Raw genomic sequence first — 19388 nt, forward strand, 5'->3', positions numbered from 1 at the left:
CTTTAGAATAACCTTTAAATAAAATGAGGTTAACCGTGAAAAAGAATGTGTGACGCATCTTTGCGGTAATAAATCTAACAACGAAAATTACTCAAGAAAAATGAAAAAATTAGTATTAAGCCTAGCTATTTTGGCAACGATTTTCACAGGATGCGGAAGCGACGACAGTAACCCGGGACCTGTAGTTCCAACGACTGGAGAGCTTTCAGGAAACATCACTGAAGACATGACTTTGAACGCTGGAACTTTGTATACACTTAGAGGTGCAACTTACGTTAAAGAAGGCGTTACACTAACTATCCCTGCAGGAACACGCATCGAAGCTGATGCCGCTTTCCAGGAAGTTGCTTTCCTTGCCGTTGAAAAAGGTGGAAAGATCCTTGCTCAGGGAACTGCTGAAAACCCGATCGTTTTCACATCGAACGCTGCTTCACCTGCGCCACAGGATTGGGGAGGTTTGGTAATCTGCGGTAACGCTGTGACTAACTTGGGAACTAACGTTCAGGCAGAAGTTACAGGTTTGACTTACGGTGGAACAAACGCTGCTGACAACTCTGGTATTTTCTCGCATATCATCGTCGAGTACTCTGGAAACTTGATCAACGACGAAGCTGAATTCAACGGAGTTACTTTCTATGCTGTCGGTTCAGGAACAACTGTAAACAACATTTTGGTTTATCAAGGTTCTGATGACGGATTCGAGTGGTTCGGTGGTTCGGTAAATGCTACTAATTTGGCTGCTATCGGATGTCAGGATGATTCTTTCGACTGGACTGAAGGATGGAACGGAACTGCTTCCAACTTGTATTCAGACCAATCGACTGCTATCGCTGCTTCAGCTGACAGCCGTGGTGTAGAGGCTGACAACAATACTACGAACCCGCTTTTGGCTCCGATTTCTTCACCGACTTTGTCTAACATCACTTTGATCGGACGCGGACTTGCTGACGTAGCTAAAGAAGGTGGAATGTGGTTGCGTCGTGGAACTCACGCTACTGTAACGAATGCTTACATCGCCAACTTCAACAGTACGGCTTCAGGTGCAGGTTTCGGAATCAACTTTGACGGTACGGATTCACAGACTTTCTTTACTGCCAACCCATTGCAAAACGTAACGATCACTGACGTTACAACAGCCGACAACCTTTCAGGTGCAGGTTACCAAGCTACGACTACTGCGACAGGTGCAGGTTCAGGAGCGGCTCAACCAACTTGGATGGACTGGATGGGCTTGTAATAACTAGCTGATCATCAATAAAAAACGCCCCTTTATCGAGGGGCGTTTATTTTTGGCTTTATTTTTGGATTTACTTTTGTACTTTTACAAAACCAAATCACACCAATGGCAAAAAATTACTTTTATATTGTACTTTTCTTCCTTTTCTTTTCAGTAGCCGCATCGGCTCAGGAAGGTAAAGAGTTAGGTTTCTACCCTAACCCTGTGAGCAACGGTAAAATTTATATTACCTCTAAAACCGCTCTGGACAAGGAAGTTACCATCTTCAACGTACTCGGCAAACAGGTTTTGCAGCAAATGGTAAGCAAGGAGCTCAGCATCTCATCGCTTTCACCCGGAGTGTATATCGTAAAAATTAGAGAAGGCGAAACGATCGCCACGAGAAAACTGATAGTCAAGTAATTCTGACAGCAATCCCGAACGAAATTCGGGATTTTTTAATATATATTTTACATCGAAAAATTTCCTCGACAAAGATTAGTGGTTATCTTTGCAAAAAAAACGTACTAAATCTAATATGATGAAAAAAATCTACTCATTTACATTACTACTTGCATCTTTGGCCAGCTTCGCTCAGGCTACCGATGATTTTACAGGTGCAGAATCTTCTACTTTGGTTGACAATGGATGGGCGCACCACAGTGGAGCTACGACAGGTCAATTGATCACTATTGGTGGAAACCTGGCTTATGCAGGAATCTCTAACGGCGGAAACTCAACGATGATCGTTGCAGGAAACGGAGAAGACGTAAACCGTCCCGTTGGAAATCTTTCCGGAACCGTATATTACTCTTTGATCCTGCAACTTAACAATGCCGATGGATTAAACCTCAACTCAACAACAGGAGATTATTTCCTTTCTCTTGGAACTGCTGCCGGAGCAAACGTAACAGGTTTACCTGCGCGTTTGTACGTAAAAGCAGGATCTGTTGCAGGTACTTACAATCTGGGTGTCTTGAACAACAGCGGCGGAATTGCAACTCCAACATACGCGACACAAGATTTGACTACGGCAAATGTTTTCGTTGTAGTGAAATACGATCTTGGAACAAACACGGCTTCATTGTTCATCAACCCTGCTATCGGCGGTGCTGAAGGAACAGCTGCGGCTACAAACACTACCGGAACTACTGCTGCTCCTACTCAAATTTTGAGCGTAGCCATCCGTCAAGGCGGAAACGCTACAGCGGGAACAGGAAACTTCATCCTCGATACTATCCGCGTTGGATCGACTTGGTCTTTCGTAACTGGCGGAACGCTTGGTGTTGCCGACAAAAACATCGCAGGTTTGAAACTTTATCCTAACCCGGTAACAGGAGGAACGTTGAACGTCCAAACTGACCTGAACGATACTAAAGAAGTCGCTATCTTCGACATCCTTGGAAAACAAGTCGTTAAAGCGACGACTGAATCAGCGGTAAACGTGTCTTCATTGAAAACTGGCGTTTACGTCGTGAAAATCACCGAAGCCGGAAAAACTGCAACCCGCAAATTAGTGATCAAGTAATCACTTTTCCATATCAACTAAAAGCCTCGAATTTCGGGGCTTTTTTTATTTTACTTACTTTTGTCAGACCTTGATACCAACTACCGACATCTTCGCCATCGCCTCCCAAAAACAGTTTGAGAAAACAGCGCTCAAGGTGTTTCGATACCAATATGAGAACAACTTTGTATATCGCGAATTCTGTGATTTTTTGAAGGTCGACAAGGGCGAAGTAAAAACGCTTGCACAAATTCCATTCTTACCGATCCAATTCTTCAAAAGCCACGACGTGCTCACGGGCGACGCGTCGGTACAGGAAACATTTACAAGTTCAGGAACTACCGGAATCCAGACGAGCCGACATTTGGTAACCGACGTTTCGCTGTACGAACAAAGTTTCCGACAGGCGTTCTCGCAATTCTACGGCAACATTGAAGATTACGTCGTTTTGGCTTTATTGCCGAGCTATCTCGAACGCGAAGGTTCATCGCTGATCTACATGGTCGAAGATCTGATCTCGGCGAGCAACAATCCCGATAGCGGATTCTATCTGCACAATTACGACGAACTCATACAAAAACTGACATCGCTTGATGCGTCGGGGCAAAACGTCTTGCTCATCGGCGTCACGTATGCGTTGCTCGATTTGATCGAAAAACAACAATTTGCACTCAAGAATACCGTTATCATGGAAACCGGCGGCATGAAAGGCAAACGCAAGGAAATGATCCGAGAGGAATTGCACGAGATTTTGTGCGATGGTTTCGGCGTTTTTTCAATCCATTCCGAATACGGCATGACCGAATTATTATCGCAAGCCTATTCGCTCGGCGACGGCGTTTTCGAATGTCCGAACTGGATGCACATTTTGATCCGGGATACTGAAGACGCGCTTTCATACGTCGATTCGGGAAAAACCGGCGGCGTGAACGTAATCGATTTGGCGAACATCAACTCGTGTTCATTCATCGCGACACAAGATCTCGGTAAAAAATATGCCGATGGAAGTTTTGAAGTTTTAGGCCGTTTCGACAATTCCGACATTCGTGGCTGTAATTTGATGGTTTTATGATGAAATGGCTTTTGATTTTGCTGGTTTCCACAGGATGTTTTGCGCAACGTCCGCTGGAACTCATACTCGATTCGATCAAAACCGACAATTCGAATCCCGAATCCCGAACGTTCCACCTTTCGTATCACATCACAAACAACACCAATAAACCCGCGACATTTTTCCTCAGAACCGACCATATCGTTCCGGTTGTGGCAAGTTCGATGTCGCATTGCCCGCATTATAAATTGTACCAAAACGGGAATTCGGTTGACGTTTCGGGAATATTTTCGGTGCCGAATTCGCGCAATCTTACACACGAACAACATCTCAAACTCCAGGATTCGTTGCGCGAGATCTCATCGAATCCCGAGACTTGGAAAAAACGCATGAGCGAAAGCATCACAAAAAGCAAAACTACGCTCGCTGCCGGTGAGACGCGCTCTTTTAAGATCGATCTGCGCTGGGACAGAAAACGCTTTCAAAAAAACGACGAGAACGATTATTATTTGGAACCCGACGGCAAATTCGAGCTCGAACTTTCCATGCATTTGATGCGAGACGAGCTCGTGAACCGAATGACTGCCAACGACTACGAATTGGCCCTTAAGGACCCTGATTTCATCAAAGGCTGGTTTACCTCGAACCGATTGCCGGTTGATTTGTCGGGACAATAACATGCGATCAATTATAAAACATATCAAAAAATACGCGCTGCTTTTATTGCTGTTTCCGATGATCGCGTCGGCCCAAAACGCAGTTTTTGAAATCAAGATTGACAGCATTTCGGCGACCAACATCCAAAACGGCGAACGCAAATACCAACTGTTTTTCACGCTGAGCAACTCGGGCAAGAAAACGATTTCGTTTTTACTTCGGCCTACGCAATTCTCGTCCATTCAGTACGGATCGATGTCGAATTCGGTGCACTATAAAATTTATGAAGAACAGCGCCCGCTTGATCTTGGCGATGCCTTCGAAAGGATTGACGAGGCAAATCCCAAACGCGTATCCATCGACGTTTCTGATCTCGACAAGATCGAACTCGCAAAAAAGCAACTGCGTGAAACGTTGCATATCAGCGAAAATGCGATCGAGGAATATATCCGAACGGGGACGGTTAAAGACAGTACGATCCGATATCGGGAACGCGAAATCCTTTCGGAAATCATCACTTTAAAACCCGGCGAAACCAAGTCATACAAGCAGATTTTTTTTTGGGACAGAAAACCGTATTTCAAATACGACGAGAATGAATTTTATCTGGATCAGAAGAAAGGGCATTATTTGGAATTGGTCGTGATGTCGATGCGCGAACCTTTTAAAACCCAAATGCCTGACGAAGATTTTAGGAAATTGATGGCGATTCCGGATTTTCTGACGGGCGTTTTTATGTCGAACCGCGTGTTAATTGACTTTTCGCCTTAGCATTTTCAGGCATAAAAAATCCCGGCGAACCGGGACTAGACTTTTTACAGTTGATATTTTTAAACCATTAAGAGCGTTAAGTTCATCAAGAGGTTAAGTTCATTAAGTTTAGACGATCGGAAGTTGCATTGTTTCGACTACCGAACTCACGAAACGCAAAACAAAATAATTCTTCTTTCCGCGTTGCAACAGCACGAACGTTCCGTTTATCAAATCGTTTTCGGTCAATGTAAAACCTTCGATAACCTTTTCGCGGTTCACCGATATCGAGTTTTCCTGCAACGCGCGTCTCGCCTCTCCGTTCGATTTCATGAAGCCCGATTTCTCGTTCAGGACCGTCACGATATCCAAACCGTTTTGGAGTTCCGACTTTGAAATTTCAGCTTGGGGAACGCCGTCGAAAATCTCTAAAAACGTTTGTTCGTCAAGTTGTTTCAAGTCGTCGGCAGTTGAATTTCCGAATAAGATATTCGAGGCTTTCTGCGCCTTTTCCAGTTCTTCGGCTGAATGTACGAACGTCGTGATTTCCTCGGCCAATTTACGTTGCAATTCGCGTAAATGCGGTGCTTGGCGGTGTTCCTCGATCAATGCTTCAATCGTTTCCTTGTCCAAAAACGTGAAAATCTTTATGTATTTCTCGGCATCGACATCGGTTGAATTGAGCCAGAATTGATAGAATTTGTACACCGATGTCTTGTCGGCATCCAACCAAACATTCCCGCTCTCCGACTTCCCGAATTTCGAACCGTCGGCCTTCGTAACCAAAGGAGTCGTCAATGCGAACGCTTTGGCTTCCTGGTTCACGTTCATGCGGCGCACGAGTTCGGTTCCAGTCGTGATATTTCCCCATTGATCCGATCCGCCCATTTGCAACACACAATTGAATTCCTTGTGCAAGTGGTAGAAATCGTAACCTTGGATCAGTTGGTACGTGAATTCAGTGAACGACATGCCGTCTCCGACTTCGCCGCTCAAACGTTTCTTGACCGAATCTTTGGCCATCATATAATTGACAGTGATTCTTTTCCCGACGTCGCGCGCGAAAGCCAGGAACGAGAATTCCTTCATCCAATCGTAGTTGTTTACCAAAAACGGAGCTTGTGCGTCCGAAGCATCGAAATCCAAGAACCGCGAAAGCACGCGTTTGATTCCCGCAACGTTCTTATTCAACGCTTCCTCGTCGAGCAAATTTCTTTCGTCACTTTTTCCCGATGGATCGCCGATCATTCCCGTCGCGCCGCCGACCAACGCCAACGGTTTGTGTCCGAAACGTCGCAAATGGCAAAGCAAAATGATTTGGACCATCGAACCGATGTGCAGCGAATCAGCCGTCGGATCAAACCCGATATACGCAGTTGTCGGTTCCTTCAAAAGTTGTTCTTCGGTTCCGGGCATTGCGTCGTGGTAGAGACCGCGCCATTTTAGTTCTTCGACGAGATTTTTCATTTGGTTTTATTTTGCGGCAAAGATAATTAATTAGCGAATTAGGAAATTAGCGAATTAGCGAATGTTTTGGATATGGAAGAAGATTCCGATAAGTTCCAAATATGAATGCCATTTGAAATTTCGAGTCGGCTTATTGAATATGCGAACTAATGAAATTCTTGGTTACGGAAAAGAAATCCACGTACTTTAAAATTACGAGTGCACAACTGAAATTTCCGCGTCGTCCTTAAAATAAACGCCATTCGCTAATCCGCTAATTTTCTAATTCGCTAATTTTACAAAATGAACCTAATCACCGGCACAACCGGCCTCGTCGGCTCCCATCTCGCGCTGCATCTTCTCGAAAACGGCGAAAAAGTGCGCGGGATTTTCCGTTCGCAAGCCAGCAAAGACAAAACGCTGCGCCTTTTCAAACTGTACGGAAAGGAATCGCTGTTCGGACGAATCGATTGGGTCGAAGCTGAAATCTGCAACATCCCGAATCTCGAAAAAGCATTTGCCGGAGTCGAATACGTCTATCATTGCGCGGCACTCATTTCGTTTGATGACAAGGACGAGGAAGCGATGCGAAAAATCAACATCGAAGGCACGGCGAATGTCGTGAACCTGTCGCTCGATTTCGGCGTTAAAAAACTCGTTCACGTGAGTTCCGTTGCGGCTTTGGGCGATCTCAAAGAAGGCGAAACGGTGCTCGACGAGGAAAGCGATTGGAATCCTGAGAAACACCACAGCGATTATGGCATTTCAAAATACGGAGCCGAAATGGAAATCTGGCGCGGCCAACAAGAAGGCTTGGATGTCGCGGCCGTAGTTCCCGGAATCATCCTCGGACCGGGCTTTTGGGACGACGGAAGCGGTGCGCTTTTCCAGGCGATCGAAAACGGATTTCCGTTCTACACAATGGGTTCGACGGGTTTCGTCGCTGTCAAGGACCTGGTTTCGGCCATGGTGAAATTAATGAAAAGCGACATTTCGAACGAGCGCTATATCCTAATCGGAAATCATTTTATCCTGCGTGACATGGCATTCATGATCGCCGACGCGCTCGCCGTGAAACGTCCCGGAACGAACGCGAAACCGTGGCTTATCAAACTCGCGGTTGCAGCCGATTGGTTTGCGTCTTTGTTTAGGAAGAAACGCAAATTATTCTCGGAAACCGCCAGCGCCTTGCACCGACATCGCGAGTTCTCTACTCAGAAAATAAAAAAAGATTTGGGTTTTGAATTTACCGACATTCCGACTTACATCAAGGAAATCGTGCGCATTCAAAAAGGGAAATAATTACTTCACCATTCCGCCTTCCGGCAATTTTTGGTTTTGTACAGGCTTGCCTTTATTCACAAGGGAATCAAGCGAATTTTTATTGCGTTCCAAACGTCGGCCCACGCGCTGATACATCTTTTTGTATTTCGCGATGTCCGACGCATAGTAGCGATTGCTTTGTGCGAACTGCACGCTGTCGACCTTGTACTTTTTGTAGATGTACAGATTCGGGTCTTTAGCCGACTGCAGTTTCCCGGGATTGTGCGATCGGATCGCGTCAAGCAATGACAGGTCGTAGAAAATATCGACCATCTTGTCTTCGTCTATGAGGTTTTTTGGTTTTTCGATCGCCGAATCGCCGCAAGCCCAAAACGCGAATAACGCAAATATGACAACGAGTTTTTTCATCGGTTGAACAACAGGCGCTGGCCCGCTTTGATTTCTTTTACTTTTCCTGCCGTATAAACGAGTTGGCCGTTCACAAAAGTATGCATGATGCGCGATTTGAACGTGAAACCTTCGAACGGCGACCATCCGCATTTGGCTAAGATATTTCCTTTGTTGACTGACCATGGCGAACCCGGGTTTACGATCGCAAGGTCGGCGAAATAACCTTCCCTGATAAAACCGCGGTTTTCAACCTTGAACAATTTAGCTGGGTTGTGCGCCATTTTCTCGACGATCTTCTCGACCGAAATGCGGCCTTGGTGATGCGCTTCAAACATCGCGACGACCGAATGTTGCACGAGCGGTCCGCCCGACGGTGCTTTCAAATACGGCTGTTTCTTCTCTTCAAGCGTGTGAGGCGCGTGATCGGTCGCGATGACGTCGATACGCCCGTCGAGCAAGGCTTCCCATAGCGCGTTCTTGTCGGCTTCGGTCTTCACGGCCGGATTCCATTTTATGAGGTTGCCTTTGGTTTCGTAATCCTTGTCGGTAAACCACAAATGATGCACGCAGACTTCGGCGGTGATCTTCTTTTCTTCGAGCGGAATCGCGTTCGTGAACAATTCCATTTCCCTGGCCGTCGACAAATGAAACACGTGAAGGCGCGCTCCGGTTTTCTTTGCCAAAGCAACGGCTTTCGATGACGAAATGTAACAGGCTTCGGCACTTCGGATCAGATGATGCGCAGTCACGGGAACATCTTCGCCGTATTCTGCCTTGAATTTCTCGAGGTTTTCCTTGATCGTCTGCTCGTCTTCGCAATGTACGGCAATCAGCATCGGAGTCGATGAGAATATTTTTTCAAGAACGGCTTCGTTGTCGACGAGCATGTTTCCCGTCGATGAACCTAGAAATATCTTGATTCCCGCAACATTTCTTGGATTGGTTTTTAAAACCTCATCAAGGTTGTCGTTCGACGCGCCCATCATGAACGAGTAATTCGCGTAGGATTTCTCAGACGCGATCTGATATTTTTCTTCGAGGATTTCTTGGGTGATCGCGTTCGGAACCGTGTTGGGTTGTTCGATGAACGAAGTCACGCCACCGGCAACCGCCGCTTTTGATTCGGTTCCAATGTCGCCTTTGTGCGTCAAACCAGGTTCGCGAAAATGTACCTGGTCGTCGATCGCTCCGGGAATCAGGTAGTTTCCTTCGGCGTCGATGATTTTGGTGTCGGCGTGTTTTGCGCTGATGCTTTCGGCGATTTCCTTGATGATTTCGCCTTCGATCAATACGTCGCCCTCGGTAATTTTACCTTCGTTGACGATTTTCGCATTCTTTATTAAAATCCTTTTCATTATAGTCTGTTCAACATTTTTTTCCATCTGAGCCCGATGACGCCCAACATCGCTTCCTTGAAAATGGCAGAGCTCATTTTGGAAACGCCTTTGGTTCGGTCGGTAAAGATGATCGGCACTTCGACGATTTTATATTTTTTCGCGAATGCCCTGTATTTCATTTCAATCTGGAACGCATAACCCACGAATTTGATCTTATCGAGGCCGATGCCTTCCAGCACTTCTTTTTTATAACACATGAATCCCGCGGTCGCATCGGTGATTCCCATTCCCATTATCATTTCGACATATCGCGACGCTCCGTACGACATCAAAACACGGCTCAACGGCCAGTTCACGACGTTTACTCCTGTTACGTAACGCGATCCGACTGCGACGTCGGCGGTTCCGAAATGACAGGCTTCGTAGAGCTTTTCCAAGTCGGCGGGATTGTGTGAAAAATCGGCGTCCATTTCAAAAATGTAGGCGTAACCTTTCGCGAGCGCCCATTTGAATCCGTGCACGTAAGCCGTTCCCAAGCCTGATTTTTTTTGGCGTTGCTCGATGAAAAGCCGATTCGGGAATTCCTGTCGGAGTTCGATGACGCGCAAAGCCGTTCCGTCAGGGGAATTGTCATCTACGATAAGTATATCGAATTGGTTGTGTAACGAAAGAACGGCGCGGATAATACTTTCCACATTCTCGATTTCGTTATACGTCGGGATAATAACCAATCCGTCGCTCATAAAGTGCGTATTTCGCGGCAAAAATACCGTTTTTTCGGCAGATGCGTCCCAACAAAATTATAATAAATGTGAGCCGCTAATTTTTAGTATTTTTGCAGTGCTATGATGGAAAGTTTCCTAAATCCGAGATTGGTCGAAAACAAAGACTGGGCAACGTTTATTTTCGTGGCCTGCTTTGCGTTGATTGCCGTTACGCGCTCGGTTTTCGAGACGCGTTTCGCCGAGTTTTCAAAACTCATCGTCTCAGACAAATACATAAAAGTATATCGTGACAACAGCAACCTGATGAGCTGGTTCAACATTTCGCTTTTCGTTTTGCATTTGGTTTCGTTGGCGTTTTTCATACAATTGGTTCTGAGTTACTTTGGACATGCTGAGAAAAGCGACTGGGTTTTGTATATCAGGATCGTAACGTTACTCGGCGTTTTCATCCTGTCCAAGTTCCTCATCGAAAAGATCATCGCGGCTTCGTTCAACATCGATGAGTTCATCGAACAGTTCAATTTGCAGAAAGTTAGTTACAGAACCTACATCGGATTGCTCCTGCTCCCTATCGACATCATCCTATATTACAGCAACTCTACGCCTAAAAGCATGGTTTTCGCGCTAATCGCTATGATTTTGGTAATTAATGCGTTAACCTATGCTGTTTCATTAAGGAATTATCAAAATGCATTGCTCGGTAAGTTGTTCTATTTTATTTTATATCTTTGCGCACTTGAAATAGCGCCCTATTATTTCATGTATTACTGGTTTACTAAAAGTTAGAAAATGCCAAACAAAGTGAAGACTATTCTGGTGTCACAACCGGAACCTAAGGTGGAAAATTCCCCTTACTTTGAGCTGTCGCAGAAGCATAAGGTAAAGATAGATTTCAGGCCATTTATCCATGTAGAAGGCGTTAGTGCGAAAGAGATCAGGCAGCAAAAAGTTGACATTAGCCAGTATACGGCGATCATCCTGACAAGCAAGAACGCCGTTGACCATTTTTTCCGCGTTGCTGAGGAAATGCGCTATAAAGTGCCCGAAGGTTTGAAATATTTTTGCCAGAGTGAAGCGATCGCTTTTTATTTGCAGAAGTACGTCGTGTATCGCAAGCGCAAGATTTATGTCGGGCAGAAGGATTTCGCCGACCTGTCTCCGCTGATCAAGAAATACAAAGACGAGAAATTTCTCTTGCCTGCATCGGATCAATTGAATCCCGATGCGCCTCAAACGCTCAACAATTTGAAAGTTGACTGGACCGTGGGAACGTTTTATAAAACCGTTATGAGCGATCTTTCAGACCTCGCCGACGTCTATTATGACGTGCTTGCGTTCTTTAGCCCGACGGGAATCAAATCGTTGTTCAAGAACTTCCCTGATTTCGCACAGAATGAAACGCGCATAGCGGTGTTCGGGACTTCGGTCCAAAAAGAAGCGGAAGCCGCCGGCTTGAGAGTCGACATCATGGCACCGACTCCGGAAGCACCGAGTATGACGATGGCTTTGGAGAAGTATATTGCTAAAGTTAATAAGGAAAAGTAAATTTTACTTTTGATATATGAAGGCTGTCTGAAAAGGCGGCCTTTTTTGTTTTGCAAATTTTTCGCTTCGCGAAACAGGTTTAGGTCGAGGGGCGTGTCTGCTTCGCAGACTTTCCATTCTTTCGTCGCCTGCAGCGGGCCTTCTTTTGTCTCGCAACAAAAGAAGCAAAAATGCGTGGGCGACGGTAAAATCGGCCGAAAAATCTACGCTTGAATCCGAAGCGACAAAGCCATTGTCGTAGGTTTGATGTTTTTTGCTGCTTTTCGCGATTCGTTATTATAGGTCAGTGTTGTCGCTCTTGACGGATTCTTCACGTGATTTTTCAAGTCCGATTTCACAATGTCGCCAGACTAATCGGAAGTTTTTATTTGTGATTTTACGTCGCTGCGCTTTGCAAAATCGCCTCCGTAGGAAGTTCTGGATTGAGATTTCGTTTTCTCAGGGGAAAGTTTGCGTTCGCACGATCCGTCGAAGACCGGATGATTCGTTCATTTGGAAGCACATTTTGAAAAGCGCAGCGGCGCAAAATGCCAACAAACACTTCAATATAGTCAGCGCCGATTAGTCTCGCAGGCAGGCACCCGGCGGCGCGTAAATCCGTAAGCGCGGCTGTAAATCGCGCTTGCGGGACCAGCCGCGTAGGATTTTCGTGACTGCCGGGTCGCCTGAGTGACTTGGCGCCCGGCCTTTTTGCTTCTTTTGCGGCCAGGCAAAAAGAAGGCCCGCTGCAGGCGACGCAAAACAAAAGTTTGCGAAGCAGACACGCCGCTCGACAAAAATCTATTTGCGAAGCAAAAGAAAACTTGTTTTTGCAAAGCGAAAAACAATGACGTCCTGCAAGGAAAAACCTTCCAAAAAAAGAAAAGGCACCATCAACGTGTGACAGCACCTTTTCTAACCTCTAAAAATCAAAAAAACTAAGACAATTGCGGCCCGGCTTTCACCAGGTTTGCGGCTTCGGACGTATCCGTATATTGTGCGAAATTGGCGACGAAGAGTTGGCCAAGATCGGTTGCTTTTTGTGTCCATTCCGAGACGTTTGCGTACGTTCTGCGTGGGTCGAGAATTCCGTTGTCGACGCCTTCGAGCGCATTCGGAACACTAAGGTTGAAGATTGGAAGGTTGTGCATTTCAGCTTCCTCAATCGATCCGTCGAGAATCCTGTCAATGATCGCGCGCGTATCTTTGATCGAGATGCGTTTGCCACTGCCGTTCCATCCGGTGTTTACCATGTAGGCGGTCGCGTTGTGCGCTTCCATTTTCTTGACGAGTTCCGCTCCGTATTTTGACGGATGCAACGTCAAAAAAGCTTTGCCGAAACAGGCCGAAAACGTCGGTTGGGGTTCAGTCACGCCGCGCTCCGTTCCGGCAAGCTTAGCCGTAAATCCCGACAGGAAATAATATTGTGTCTGCTCAGGCGTGAGTTTTGCGACGGGCGGCATCACTCCGAACGCATCGGCCGTCAGGAAAATCACTTTTGAGGCGTGGCCGGCTTTCGATACCGGTTTCACGATGTTTTCAATATGGTTGATCGGATAGGAAACGCGCGTATTCTGCGTCACCGAACCGTCGTTGAAATCAATTTCGCCATCGGCATCGACCGTCACGTTTTCCAAAAGCGCATCACGCCTGATCGCGTTGAAGATGTCCGGTTCGGCATCCTTGTTCAAATTGATCGTCTTGGCATAACAGCCGCCTTCGAAATTAAAGACGCCTTCGTCATCCCAACCGTGTTCGTCATCACCGATGAGTTCGCGTTTCGGATCAGTTGAAAGTGTCGTTTTTCCGGTTCCCGACAATCCGAAGAAAACCGCGACATCGCCGTCTTTCCCTTTATTGGCCGAACAATGCATCGATGCGATTCCCTGCAGCGGAAGGTAATAATTCATCATCGCGAACATTCCTTTCTTCATCTCGCCACCATACCAGGTTCCGCCGATGAGCTGCATTTTCTCGCTTAGGTTGAATGCGATGTACACTTCCGAATTCAATCCGTGTTCCTTATAATTGTCGAATTGGGTTTTTGAAGCGTTCATCACGATAAAATCGGGTTCGCCGAAATTGTCGAGTTCTTCCTCGGTCGGACGAATGAACATGTTCTTCACGAAATGCGCCTGCCAAGCCACTTCCATAATGAAGCGAACTTTTAGACGCGTATTGTCGTTGGCGCCGCAAAACGCATCGACAACATATAATTTCTTTCCTGATAATTGATTGAGAGTGGTTTCTTTTAACGCATTCCATGTGCCTTGCGAGATCGGTTTGTTGTCGTTCGCGGCCTTATCGGAATTCCACCAAATCGTGTCTTTCGTCACCGAATCCTTGACGATGTATTTGTCTTTTGGAGAACGACCCGTGAAATCGCCTGTCATCACATTTACGGCTCCAAGTTCAGACATTTGCCCTCTTTCGAAACCTTCGAGCGACGGTTCAAGCTCATCTTCAAAGAGTTGCTCATAGCTTGGGTTGTAGATGATTTCAGCAGCATTTTCAATTCCGTATTGCGATAGCGAAATCGATTTCGTAATTTGGGCGTAGTTGTCCATAAATTTCATCAAAGTAGTCATTTGCGAGACAAAAATATAAAATATTTCTAATCAACTACAACGATTTCGTAATTTTAAGATTTTTGACGCAAAAAATCGATGAGAAGCGCAAACCAACCGATAATTAACAGCAATCCGCCCACGGGAGTTACAGGTCCGATAATTTTGTTAAAACCTTCCACGGCATTTGTCGCGAGCAGATAGATGGAACCTGAAAAGAGAATCACGCCCAGCGAAACAAGCCAGAAAATCACCTTCTTCTTCTTCTCGGAAATCCCTGAAAACATGCCGACGAACAACAAAAACAACGCATGATACATTTGGTATTTAACTCCCGTTTCGAACGTTTGAAGTTGCTCGGTCGACAATGTTGCTTTTAGCGCATGCGCCCCGAAAGCACCCAAAATGATCGCCGTCATCCCGAAGAACGCGCCGGCCGCAATGATTTTCCTGTTCATGTTTGAAGATTTGCAACAAATTTAACCGAAAATCGTGAGAATTTTGTTTTTTAGGTTGCCGCGTTTACCTTTGAGCGCATAATTCTTGAAAATGAGAAACATCCTTATAATAGGTGCCGGACGTTCCGCTTCGTCGCTGATCCAATATCTGCTCAACAAATCCGACATCGAAAACCTGCATCTCACGATCGGGGATTTGTCGCTTGACCTCGCGCAACGAAAGACCGCGAACCACAAAAATGCGACGGCGATCGCGCTCGACATCCGCGACAAAGCGCAACGCATGAACGAAATCGAGAAAGCCGACGTCGTAATTTCAATGCTTCCGGCTCACATGCACATTGAGGTCGCGAAAGATTGCGTAGCACTTCGGAAACACATGGTCACGGCTTCCTATATTTCAGAAGCGATGGCCGCGCTCGACGAGGAAGCCAAGAAATACGGCCTCATTTTCATGAACGAAATCGGGCTCGATCCCGGAATCGACCACATGAGCGCGATGAAAGTCATTGACGAGATCCGCGAAAAAGGCGGTAAGATGATCTTGTTCGAATCGTTCTGCGGCGGTTTGGTCGCTCCTGAAAGTGACGACAATCTCTGGAACTACAAATTCACATGGGCGCCCAGAAATGTCGTATTGGCGGGACAAGGCGGCGCAGCGAAGTTCATCCAGGAAGGCAAATACAAATACATTCCGTACCATAAATTGTTCCGACGCACCGAGTTTTTGGAAGTCGAAGGCTACGGAAAATTTGAAGGTTATGCGAACCGCGATTCACTCAAATACCGCAGCGTTTACGGGCTCGACGACGTGCTTACCTTATATAGGGGAACGATTCGCCGTGTCGGGTTCTCAAAAGCATGGAACATGTTCGTGCAGTTGGGAATGACCGACGACGGGTATGTGATCGACAATTCCGAAACGATTTCTTACCGCGAATTCGTGAACCTTTTCCTTCCCTATCATCCGACGGATTCGGTCGAAATCAAGCTGCGTTTGCAACTCGGTATCGAACAGGACGACATCGTTTGGGATAAATTGTTGGAACTCGATTTGTTTGATCCGAAGAAAATCGTCGGGCTTCCAAACGCGACTCCGGCGCAAATCCTTGAGAAAATCCTGTCGGACAAATGGACGTTGAATCCCCAGGATAAGGACATGATCGTCATGTACCACAAATTCGGGTACGAGCTCGACGGAAAAGACCATCAGATCGATTCCAAAATGGTTTGCATCGGCGATGACCAGACGTATACGGCGATGGCTAAAACCGTTGGATTGCCGGTTGCGATGGCCACTTTGGCGATCCTGAATGAAAAAATCACGACGCCGGGCGTGCAGCTTCCCATCAACAAAGAAGTGTACGATCCGATCTTGGCCGAACTTGAAGAATTCGGTGTGATTTTTAAGGAAACCGAGATGCCGTACATAGGTTACGATCCTGATAAATTGAGTTGATGAATTTCCTGAAAATATTGATCGCACTGATCGGAACTGTGTGTTTTGCACAGAAGTCAGATGCCGATGCGAGAAAGGCGCTCGATTTCGAAATCGCCGAACTTCAAAAGAAAGGGTATTTCAACGGATTGTCGGTAGCTATCGTGAACGCCGACGGGAAATTGTACGCGAACGGTTTCGGTTCATCGGACGTCGCGGCGGCAAAACCGTATACGTCGAAAACCATCCAGAACATCGCGTCGATTTCCAAGACTTTGGTTGGGATTGCTATCATGAAAGCTGTCGATTTGGGCAAGTTGAAGCTCGACGACGACATCAACATTTATCTTCCGTTCAAGGTTTCGAATCCTGATTTTCCGAATATTCCGATCACAGTCCGAATGTTGGCGACGCACACTTCATCGATCGTCGACACCGACGTTTACCTTAATCACAACTATTTCCTCAAGCCTGACCAGGATTTGACGGGTTTGCCGATGGAATACGACGGACAGAAATTCATCGACCGCAAGGACGGTTTGACGCTTGAAAATTATCTCAAAGCGGCTTTGACACCCGACGGAAAATACTTTGACCAGAAAATCTACACTGGAAAACCCGGCGAATTTTACGAATATTCGAACACGGGAACGGCGTTGGCGGCTTTTGTCGTGGCGCAGGCTGCGGGAATTCCGTTTGGGACTTTTACTGAAAAATACATTTTGAAACCGCTAAAAATGAACGCTTCGGGCTGGGGATTTTCGATGGTCGATTTCAAAAAGTATTCGAGATTGTACGCCGATCCGAAATCTCCTTTGCCTTTTTATGAGCTTACGACGTATCCCGACGGGAATTTCGTGACGTCGGCCGATGACATGTCGAAGTTTTTGTCGGAACTCATAAACGGTTATATTGGAAAGGGGAAATTGCTTTCGAAGGAAAGTTATGTTGAGTATTTCAAGTCGCAATTGAAACCCGAGAATTATAAGGAACGCAAACAGAACAATCCGTACAGCGAGTATGAGGTTGGGATTTTGATGAGCTTCGGGCCTACGGGAATGGTCGGTCATACGGGCGGAGATCCGGGCGTGACGAGTTTGATGTTTTTTAATCCGAAGACGAAAATTGGTAGGTATTTGGTTGTGAATACAAATTTCATTGATAAAGAGGGAATGAGGAATTTCTTTGCGGTTTGGGATCTTTTGGAGAAGTATGGTGTGGGTTTGGAGAAATAGTTGGCGCGGGGTTGTGGGTTTAACAATTGGTGTGTGTTTTCTGTAGTGTGTTGGTTTCGAATCCGTGTAAATTTAGGGCGGGTGGTGGTGGCAATTTTTATGACCGAATTGAAACGACGAACTTCCAAAATAAAACCAAAAACCCTATATTCGCTTTCAAACGGAAAGCCATGAAGATAAATTCCCTCCAACTTGAAATCGACGGCATCGACAAGGAAATCCTTCGCGATTTGATGGAAGACGCGCGAAAACCTATTCTGCAGATCGCGAACAAGATTGGGATTTCGGGCGCGGCGATCCATCAACGGTTACGGAAACTCGAAGCCGCGGGCGTGATTTCAGGTTCGAAATTCGTCGTGAACACGAGAGTCTTGGGTTATTCCACGATGGCATTCGTGGGAATTTACCTCGACAAAGCATCAAGCAACTCTGAAGCCGTGCGCGAACTCAAAAAAATTCCCGAAGTACTGGAATGTCATTTCACCACGGGAAACTGGTCGATACTCATCAAAATACTTTGTCGCGACAACGAACACCTGATGCAGTTGCTCAACAAGAAAATCCAACCGATTACGGGCGTTTCGCGAACCGAAACCTTTATCTCGCTTGAACAGCAGATCGAACGCCAGATACAGTTGTGATGCAAAAACTGCCTTTCGGGAGAAAAGAAACTTTCGTGTTGTCGTATTATTTTGTCGGCATCGGCTTGGCTATTTTACTACACAATATCCTGCCGAATCCCGCTCACGCTCCCGGAATCGGGATGGCGCTTTTTTTACTTCTGATTCCCGTCAGCATTGTATACGGATTGATTCATTTCGCAAAATGGGTGTACGGAAAACACGATTACAGGACGTGTTTGCTGATTCACGCATCAATTTGGCTTGTCGTTTTTGCGTACATTAAAATAATGACTTGGAATGGTTGACGCAAACCGCAGCCCCGATAGAAACGGCAGCCCTGAAGCGCCGCGGCCAAAGCTTTGCCGCAGTTTCGCAGCGACCGACGGAAGCTCGCGAAACGCATGCAAATCTTGGCCGGGGCGCGAAGGCTACAGTGAATAGCGGGAAGTTGCTGCCAAAAAAAATCCGCCTTTCTCAAAGCGGATCTTTCAATCAATTACGGAAAATTATCTTCGATTGTTGTAGATCGAAATGTAGTACAGCAACGTGGCCAACGACCCGATTGCGGCCACGACGTATGTTCTTGCGGCCCATTTCAACGCGTCTTTCGCGCCTGCATGTTCGTCTCGCGTAAGCATTCGTTTGTTTTCCAACCAAGCCAATGCGCGATGGCTCGCATCATATTCGACGGGCAGTGTGATGAACGAGAATAATGTCGTCAATCCGAACACGACGATTCCGATGAGCAACAATTGCGGGAATGAGTTAATCAACAAAATCCCAGCGATCAAAATCCATTGGACCAGGCTCGAGGCGACATTTACCACTGGAACCAATGTCGAACGCATCTGCAGCCAACTGTAAGCGGTCGCGTGTTGCACGGCGTGCCCAACTTCGTGAGCAGCAACGGCAGCGGCTGCGGCGTTTCTTTGGTTGTAAACGGCTTCAGAAAGATTTACGGTTTTATCGCTTGGGTTGTAATGGTCGGTCAAACGGCCCGGAGTAGAGATGACTTTCACGTCTCGGATACCGTGGTCGGCGAGCATTTTCTCGGCGATTTCCGCACCGCTCATGCCGTTTTGGAGGTGAACTTTCGAATACTTGTCAAACTTGCTTTTGAGTTGCTGACCGACGAGCCAACTTGCAAGCATGATTCCGATGATTAAAATCCAATACATAG

Annotated in this window: 20 protein-coding genes; 13 read left to right on the forward strand and 7 right to left on the reverse strand. The window is 46.4% G+C overall.

All coding sequences use genetic code 11. The features are described from left to right. Positions 1 to 100 precede the first annotated feature (100 nt). The 6 genes from EOO50_RS00065 (at position 101) to EOO50_RS00090 (ending at position 5202) form a co-directional block, all read left to right on the forward strand. Positions 101 to 1237 (forward strand): hypothetical protein, encoded by a 1137-nt coding sequence (locus EOO50_RS00065; RefSeq protein ID WP_290836687.1) that lies wholly within the window; start codon positions 101 to 103, stop codon positions 1235 to 1237. Positions 1238 to 1342: 105 nt separating this feature from the next. Further along, the gene (locus tag EOO50_RS00070; RefSeq protein WP_290836689.1) at positions 1343 to 1639 is read left to right on the forward strand and encodes a T9SS type A sorting domain-containing protein; all 297 of its coding nucleotides are present in this window, start codon (positions 1343 to 1345) and stop codon (positions 1637 to 1639) included. A gap of 118 nt (positions 1640 to 1757) precedes the next feature. Beyond that, positions 1758 to 2744 (forward strand): T9SS type A sorting domain-containing protein, encoded by a 987-nt coding sequence (locus EOO50_RS00075; protein ID WP_290836692.1) that lies wholly within the window; start codon positions 1758 to 1760, stop codon positions 2742 to 2744. Between the two features lie 70 nt (positions 2745 to 2814). Continuing rightward, positions 2815 to 3795, forward strand: coding sequence for an acyl transferase (locus EOO50_RS00080; protein WP_290836694.1), 981 nt, complete (start codon positions 2815 to 2817; stop codon positions 3793 to 3795). Next, positions 3792 to 4451 (forward strand): hypothetical protein, encoded by a 660-nt coding sequence (locus EOO50_RS00085; RefSeq protein ID WP_290836696.1) that lies wholly within the window; start codon positions 3792 to 3794, stop codon positions 4449 to 4451. Before EOO50_RS00080 ends, EOO50_RS00085 begins: the two co-directional genes overlap by 4 nt. 1 nt (position 4452) lies before the next feature. Continuing rightward, the gene (locus EOO50_RS00090; protein WP_290836698.1) at positions 4453 to 5202 is read left to right on the forward strand and encodes a hypothetical protein; all 750 of its coding nucleotides are present in this window, start codon (positions 4453 to 4455) and stop codon (positions 5200 to 5202) included. A gap of 108 nt (positions 5203 to 5310) precedes the next feature. On the opposite strand, the gene tyrS is transcribed toward EOO50_RS00090, so the two are convergent. Then, the gene (tyrS, locus tag EOO50_RS00095; protein ID WP_290836699.1) at positions 5311 to 6648 is read right to left on the reverse strand and encodes a tyrosine--tRNA ligase; all 1338 of its coding nucleotides are present in this window, start codon (positions 6646 to 6648) and stop codon (positions 5311 to 5313) included. A 282-nt stretch (positions 6649 to 6930) separates the two neighbouring features. Between tyrS and EOO50_RS00100 the strand changes: the two genes are divergently transcribed. Next, on the forward strand, positions 6931 to 7929 hold the full coding sequence (locus EOO50_RS00100) for an NAD-dependent epimerase/dehydratase family protein (RefSeq protein WP_290836700.1): 999 nt from the start codon (positions 6931 to 6933) through the stop codon (positions 7927 to 7929). On the opposite strand, the gene EOO50_RS00105 is transcribed toward EOO50_RS00100, so the two are convergent. The 3 genes from EOO50_RS00105 to EOO50_RS00115 are packed head-to-tail and all read right to left on the reverse strand — an operon-like array spanning position 7930 to position 10381. Continuing rightward, positions 7930 to 8319, reverse strand: a complete 390-nt coding sequence (locus tag EOO50_RS00105) for a DUF4296 domain-containing protein (protein WP_290836702.1) — start codon at positions 8317 to 8319, stop codon at positions 7930 to 7932. Further along, entirely contained in the window at positions 8316 to 9656 is a 1341-nt protein-coding gene (locus EOO50_RS00110) for a dihydroorotase (protein WP_290836704.1), read from the reverse strand. Before EOO50_RS00110 ends, EOO50_RS00105 begins: the two co-directional genes overlap by 4 nt. Continuing rightward, positions 9656 to 10381 (reverse strand): polyprenol monophosphomannose synthase, encoded by a 726-nt coding sequence (locus EOO50_RS00115; protein WP_290836706.1) that lies wholly within the window; start codon positions 10379 to 10381, stop codon positions 9656 to 9658. Before EOO50_RS00115 ends, EOO50_RS00110 begins: the two co-directional genes overlap by 1 nt. A 105-nt stretch (positions 10382 to 10486) precedes the next feature. Between EOO50_RS00115 and EOO50_RS00120 the strand changes: the two genes are divergently transcribed. Both EOO50_RS00120 and EOO50_RS00125 read left to right on the forward strand, forming a co-directional pair. After that, the gene (locus EOO50_RS00120) at positions 10487 to 11149 is read left to right on the forward strand and encodes a DUF4271 domain-containing protein (protein ID WP_363331688.1); all 663 of its coding nucleotides are present in this window, start codon (positions 10487 to 10489) and stop codon (positions 11147 to 11149) included. A gap of 3 nt (positions 11150 to 11152) precedes the next feature. Then, on the forward strand, positions 11153 to 11908 hold the full coding sequence (locus EOO50_RS00125) for a uroporphyrinogen-III synthase (RefSeq protein ID WP_290836710.1): 756 nt from the start codon (positions 11153 to 11155) through the stop codon (positions 11906 to 11908). A gap of 917 nt (positions 11909 to 12825) precedes the next feature. Here EOO50_RS00125 and pckA read toward each other — a convergent pair. Both pckA and EOO50_RS00135 read right to left on the reverse strand, forming a co-directional pair. After that, positions 12826 to 14454: a phosphoenolpyruvate carboxykinase (ATP) gene (gene pckA / locus EOO50_RS00130; protein ID WP_290837023.1), complete on the reverse strand. Its 1629-nt coding sequence runs from the start codon at positions 14452 to 14454 to the stop codon at positions 12826 to 12828. A 74-nt stretch (positions 14455 to 14528) separates the two neighbouring features. After that, the gene (locus EOO50_RS00135) at positions 14529 to 14912 is read right to left on the reverse strand and encodes a DUF423 domain-containing protein (protein WP_290836711.1); all 384 of its coding nucleotides are present in this window, start codon (positions 14910 to 14912) and stop codon (positions 14529 to 14531) included. A gap of 91 nt (positions 14913 to 15003) precedes the next feature. On the opposite strand from EOO50_RS00135, the gene EOO50_RS00140 reads away from it, so the two are divergent. From EOO50_RS00140 to EOO50_RS00155, 4 genes are all read left to right on the forward strand, one after another. Next, positions 15004 to 16371 carry a saccharopine dehydrogenase C-terminal domain-containing protein gene (locus EOO50_RS00140; RefSeq protein ID WP_290836713.1) on the forward strand — a complete coding sequence of 456 codons (1368 nt, stop codon included), beginning with the start codon at positions 15004 to 15006 and terminating at the stop codon, positions 16369 to 16371. After that, on the forward strand, positions 16371 to 17585 hold the full coding sequence (locus EOO50_RS00145) for a serine hydrolase domain-containing protein (protein WP_290836715.1): 1215 nt from the start codon (positions 16371 to 16373) through the stop codon (positions 17583 to 17585). The genes EOO50_RS00140 and EOO50_RS00145 overlap by 1 nt, the downstream gene beginning before the upstream one ends. 170 nt (positions 17586 to 17755) lie before the next feature. Then, entirely contained in the window at positions 17756 to 18226 is a 471-nt protein-coding gene (locus tag EOO50_RS00150; protein WP_290836716.1) for an Lrp/AsnC ligand binding domain-containing protein, read from the forward strand. Continuing rightward, positions 18226 to 18513 carry a hypothetical protein gene (locus EOO50_RS00155; protein WP_290836717.1) on the forward strand — a complete coding sequence of 96 codons (288 nt, stop codon included), beginning with the start codon at positions 18226 to 18228 and terminating at the stop codon, positions 18511 to 18513. The genes EOO50_RS00150 and EOO50_RS00155 overlap by 1 nt, the downstream gene beginning before the upstream one ends. A 201-nt stretch (positions 18514 to 18714) precedes the next feature. On the opposite strand, the gene EOO50_RS00160 is transcribed toward EOO50_RS00155, so the two are convergent. Further along, a complete protein-coding gene (locus tag EOO50_RS00160) occupies positions 18715 to 19386 on the reverse strand; it encodes a zinc metallopeptidase (RefSeq protein ID WP_290836718.1) in 672 nt (223 codons plus the stop codon). Positions 19387 to 19388 lie beyond the last annotated feature (2 nt).

The sequence above is a fragment of the Flavobacterium sp. genome (assembly GCF_004211145.1).
Lineage (GTDB): Bacteria > Bacteroidota > Bacteroidia > Flavobacteriales > Flavobacteriaceae > Flavobacterium.

What these genes read in the sequence shown, in the direction of transcription:
- EOO50_RS00065 (WP_290836687.1), top strand. Translation starts at nt 101, where the DNA reads ATGAAAAAATTAGTATTAAGCCTAGCTATTTTGGCAACGATTTTCACA.
- EOO50_RS00070 (WP_290836689.1), top strand. Translation starts at nt 1,343, where the DNA reads ATGGCAAAAAATTACTTTTATATTGTACTTTTCTTCCTTTTCTTTTCA.
- EOO50_RS00075 (WP_290836692.1), top strand. Translation starts at nt 1,758, where the DNA reads ATGAAAAAAATCTACTCATTTACATTACTACTTGCATCTTTGGCCAGC.
- EOO50_RS00085 (WP_290836696.1), top strand. Translation starts at nt 3,792, where the DNA reads ATGATGAAATGGCTTTTGATTTTGCTGGTTTCCACAGGATGTTTTGCG.
- EOO50_RS00090 (WP_290836698.1), top strand. Translation starts at nt 4,453, where the DNA reads ATGCGATCAATTATAAAACATATCAAAAAATACGCGCTGCTTTTATTG.
- tyrS (WP_290836699.1), bottom strand. Translation starts at nt 6,648, where the DNA reads ATGAAAAATCTCGTCGAAGAACTAAAATGGCGCGGTCTCTACCACGAC.
- EOO50_RS00100 (WP_290836700.1), top strand. Translation starts at nt 6,931, where the DNA reads ATGAACCTAATCACCGGCACAACCGGCCTCGTCGGCTCCCATCTCGCG.
- EOO50_RS00105 (WP_290836702.1), bottom strand. Translation starts at nt 8,319, where the DNA reads ATGAAAAAACTCGTTGTCATATTTGCGTTATTCGCGTTTTGGGCTTGC.
- EOO50_RS00110 (WP_290836704.1), bottom strand. Translation starts at nt 9,656, where the DNA reads ATGAAAAGGATTTTAATAAAGAATGCGAAAATCGTCAACGAAGGTAAA.
- EOO50_RS00115 (WP_290836706.1), bottom strand. Translation starts at nt 10,381, where the DNA reads ATGAGCGACGGATTGGTTATTATCCCGACGTATAACGAAATCGAGAAT.
- EOO50_RS00120 (WP_363331688.1), top strand. Translation starts at nt 10,487, where the DNA reads ATGGAAAGTTTCCTAAATCCGAGATTGGTCGAAAACAAAGACTGGGCA.
- EOO50_RS00125 (WP_290836710.1), top strand. Translation starts at nt 11,153, where the DNA reads ATGCCAAACAAAGTGAAGACTATTCTGGTGTCACAACCGGAACCTAAG.
- pckA (WP_290837023.1), bottom strand. Translation starts at nt 14,454, where the DNA reads ATGGACAACTACGCCCAAATTACGAAATCGATTTCGCTATCGCAATAC.
- EOO50_RS00135 (WP_290836711.1), bottom strand. Translation starts at nt 14,912, where the DNA reads ATGAACAGGAAAATCATTGCGGCCGGCGCGTTCTTCGGGATGACGGCG.
- EOO50_RS00140 (WP_290836713.1), top strand. Translation starts at nt 15,004, where the DNA reads ATGAGAAACATCCTTATAATAGGTGCCGGACGTTCCGCTTCGTCGCTG.
- EOO50_RS00145 (WP_290836715.1), top strand. Translation starts at nt 16,371, where the DNA reads ATGAATTTCCTGAAAATATTGATCGCACTGATCGGAACTGTGTGTTTT.
- EOO50_RS00150 (WP_290836716.1), top strand. Translation starts at nt 17,756, where the DNA reads ATGAAGATAAATTCCCTCCAACTTGAAATCGACGGCATCGACAAGGAA.
- EOO50_RS00155 (WP_290836717.1), top strand. Translation starts at nt 18,226, where the DNA reads ATGCAAAAACTGCCTTTCGGGAGAAAAGAAACTTTCGTGTTGTCGTAT.
- EOO50_RS00160 (WP_290836718.1), bottom strand. Translation starts at nt 19,386, where the DNA reads ATGTATTGGATTTTAATCATCGGAATCATGCTTGCAAGTTGGCTCGTC.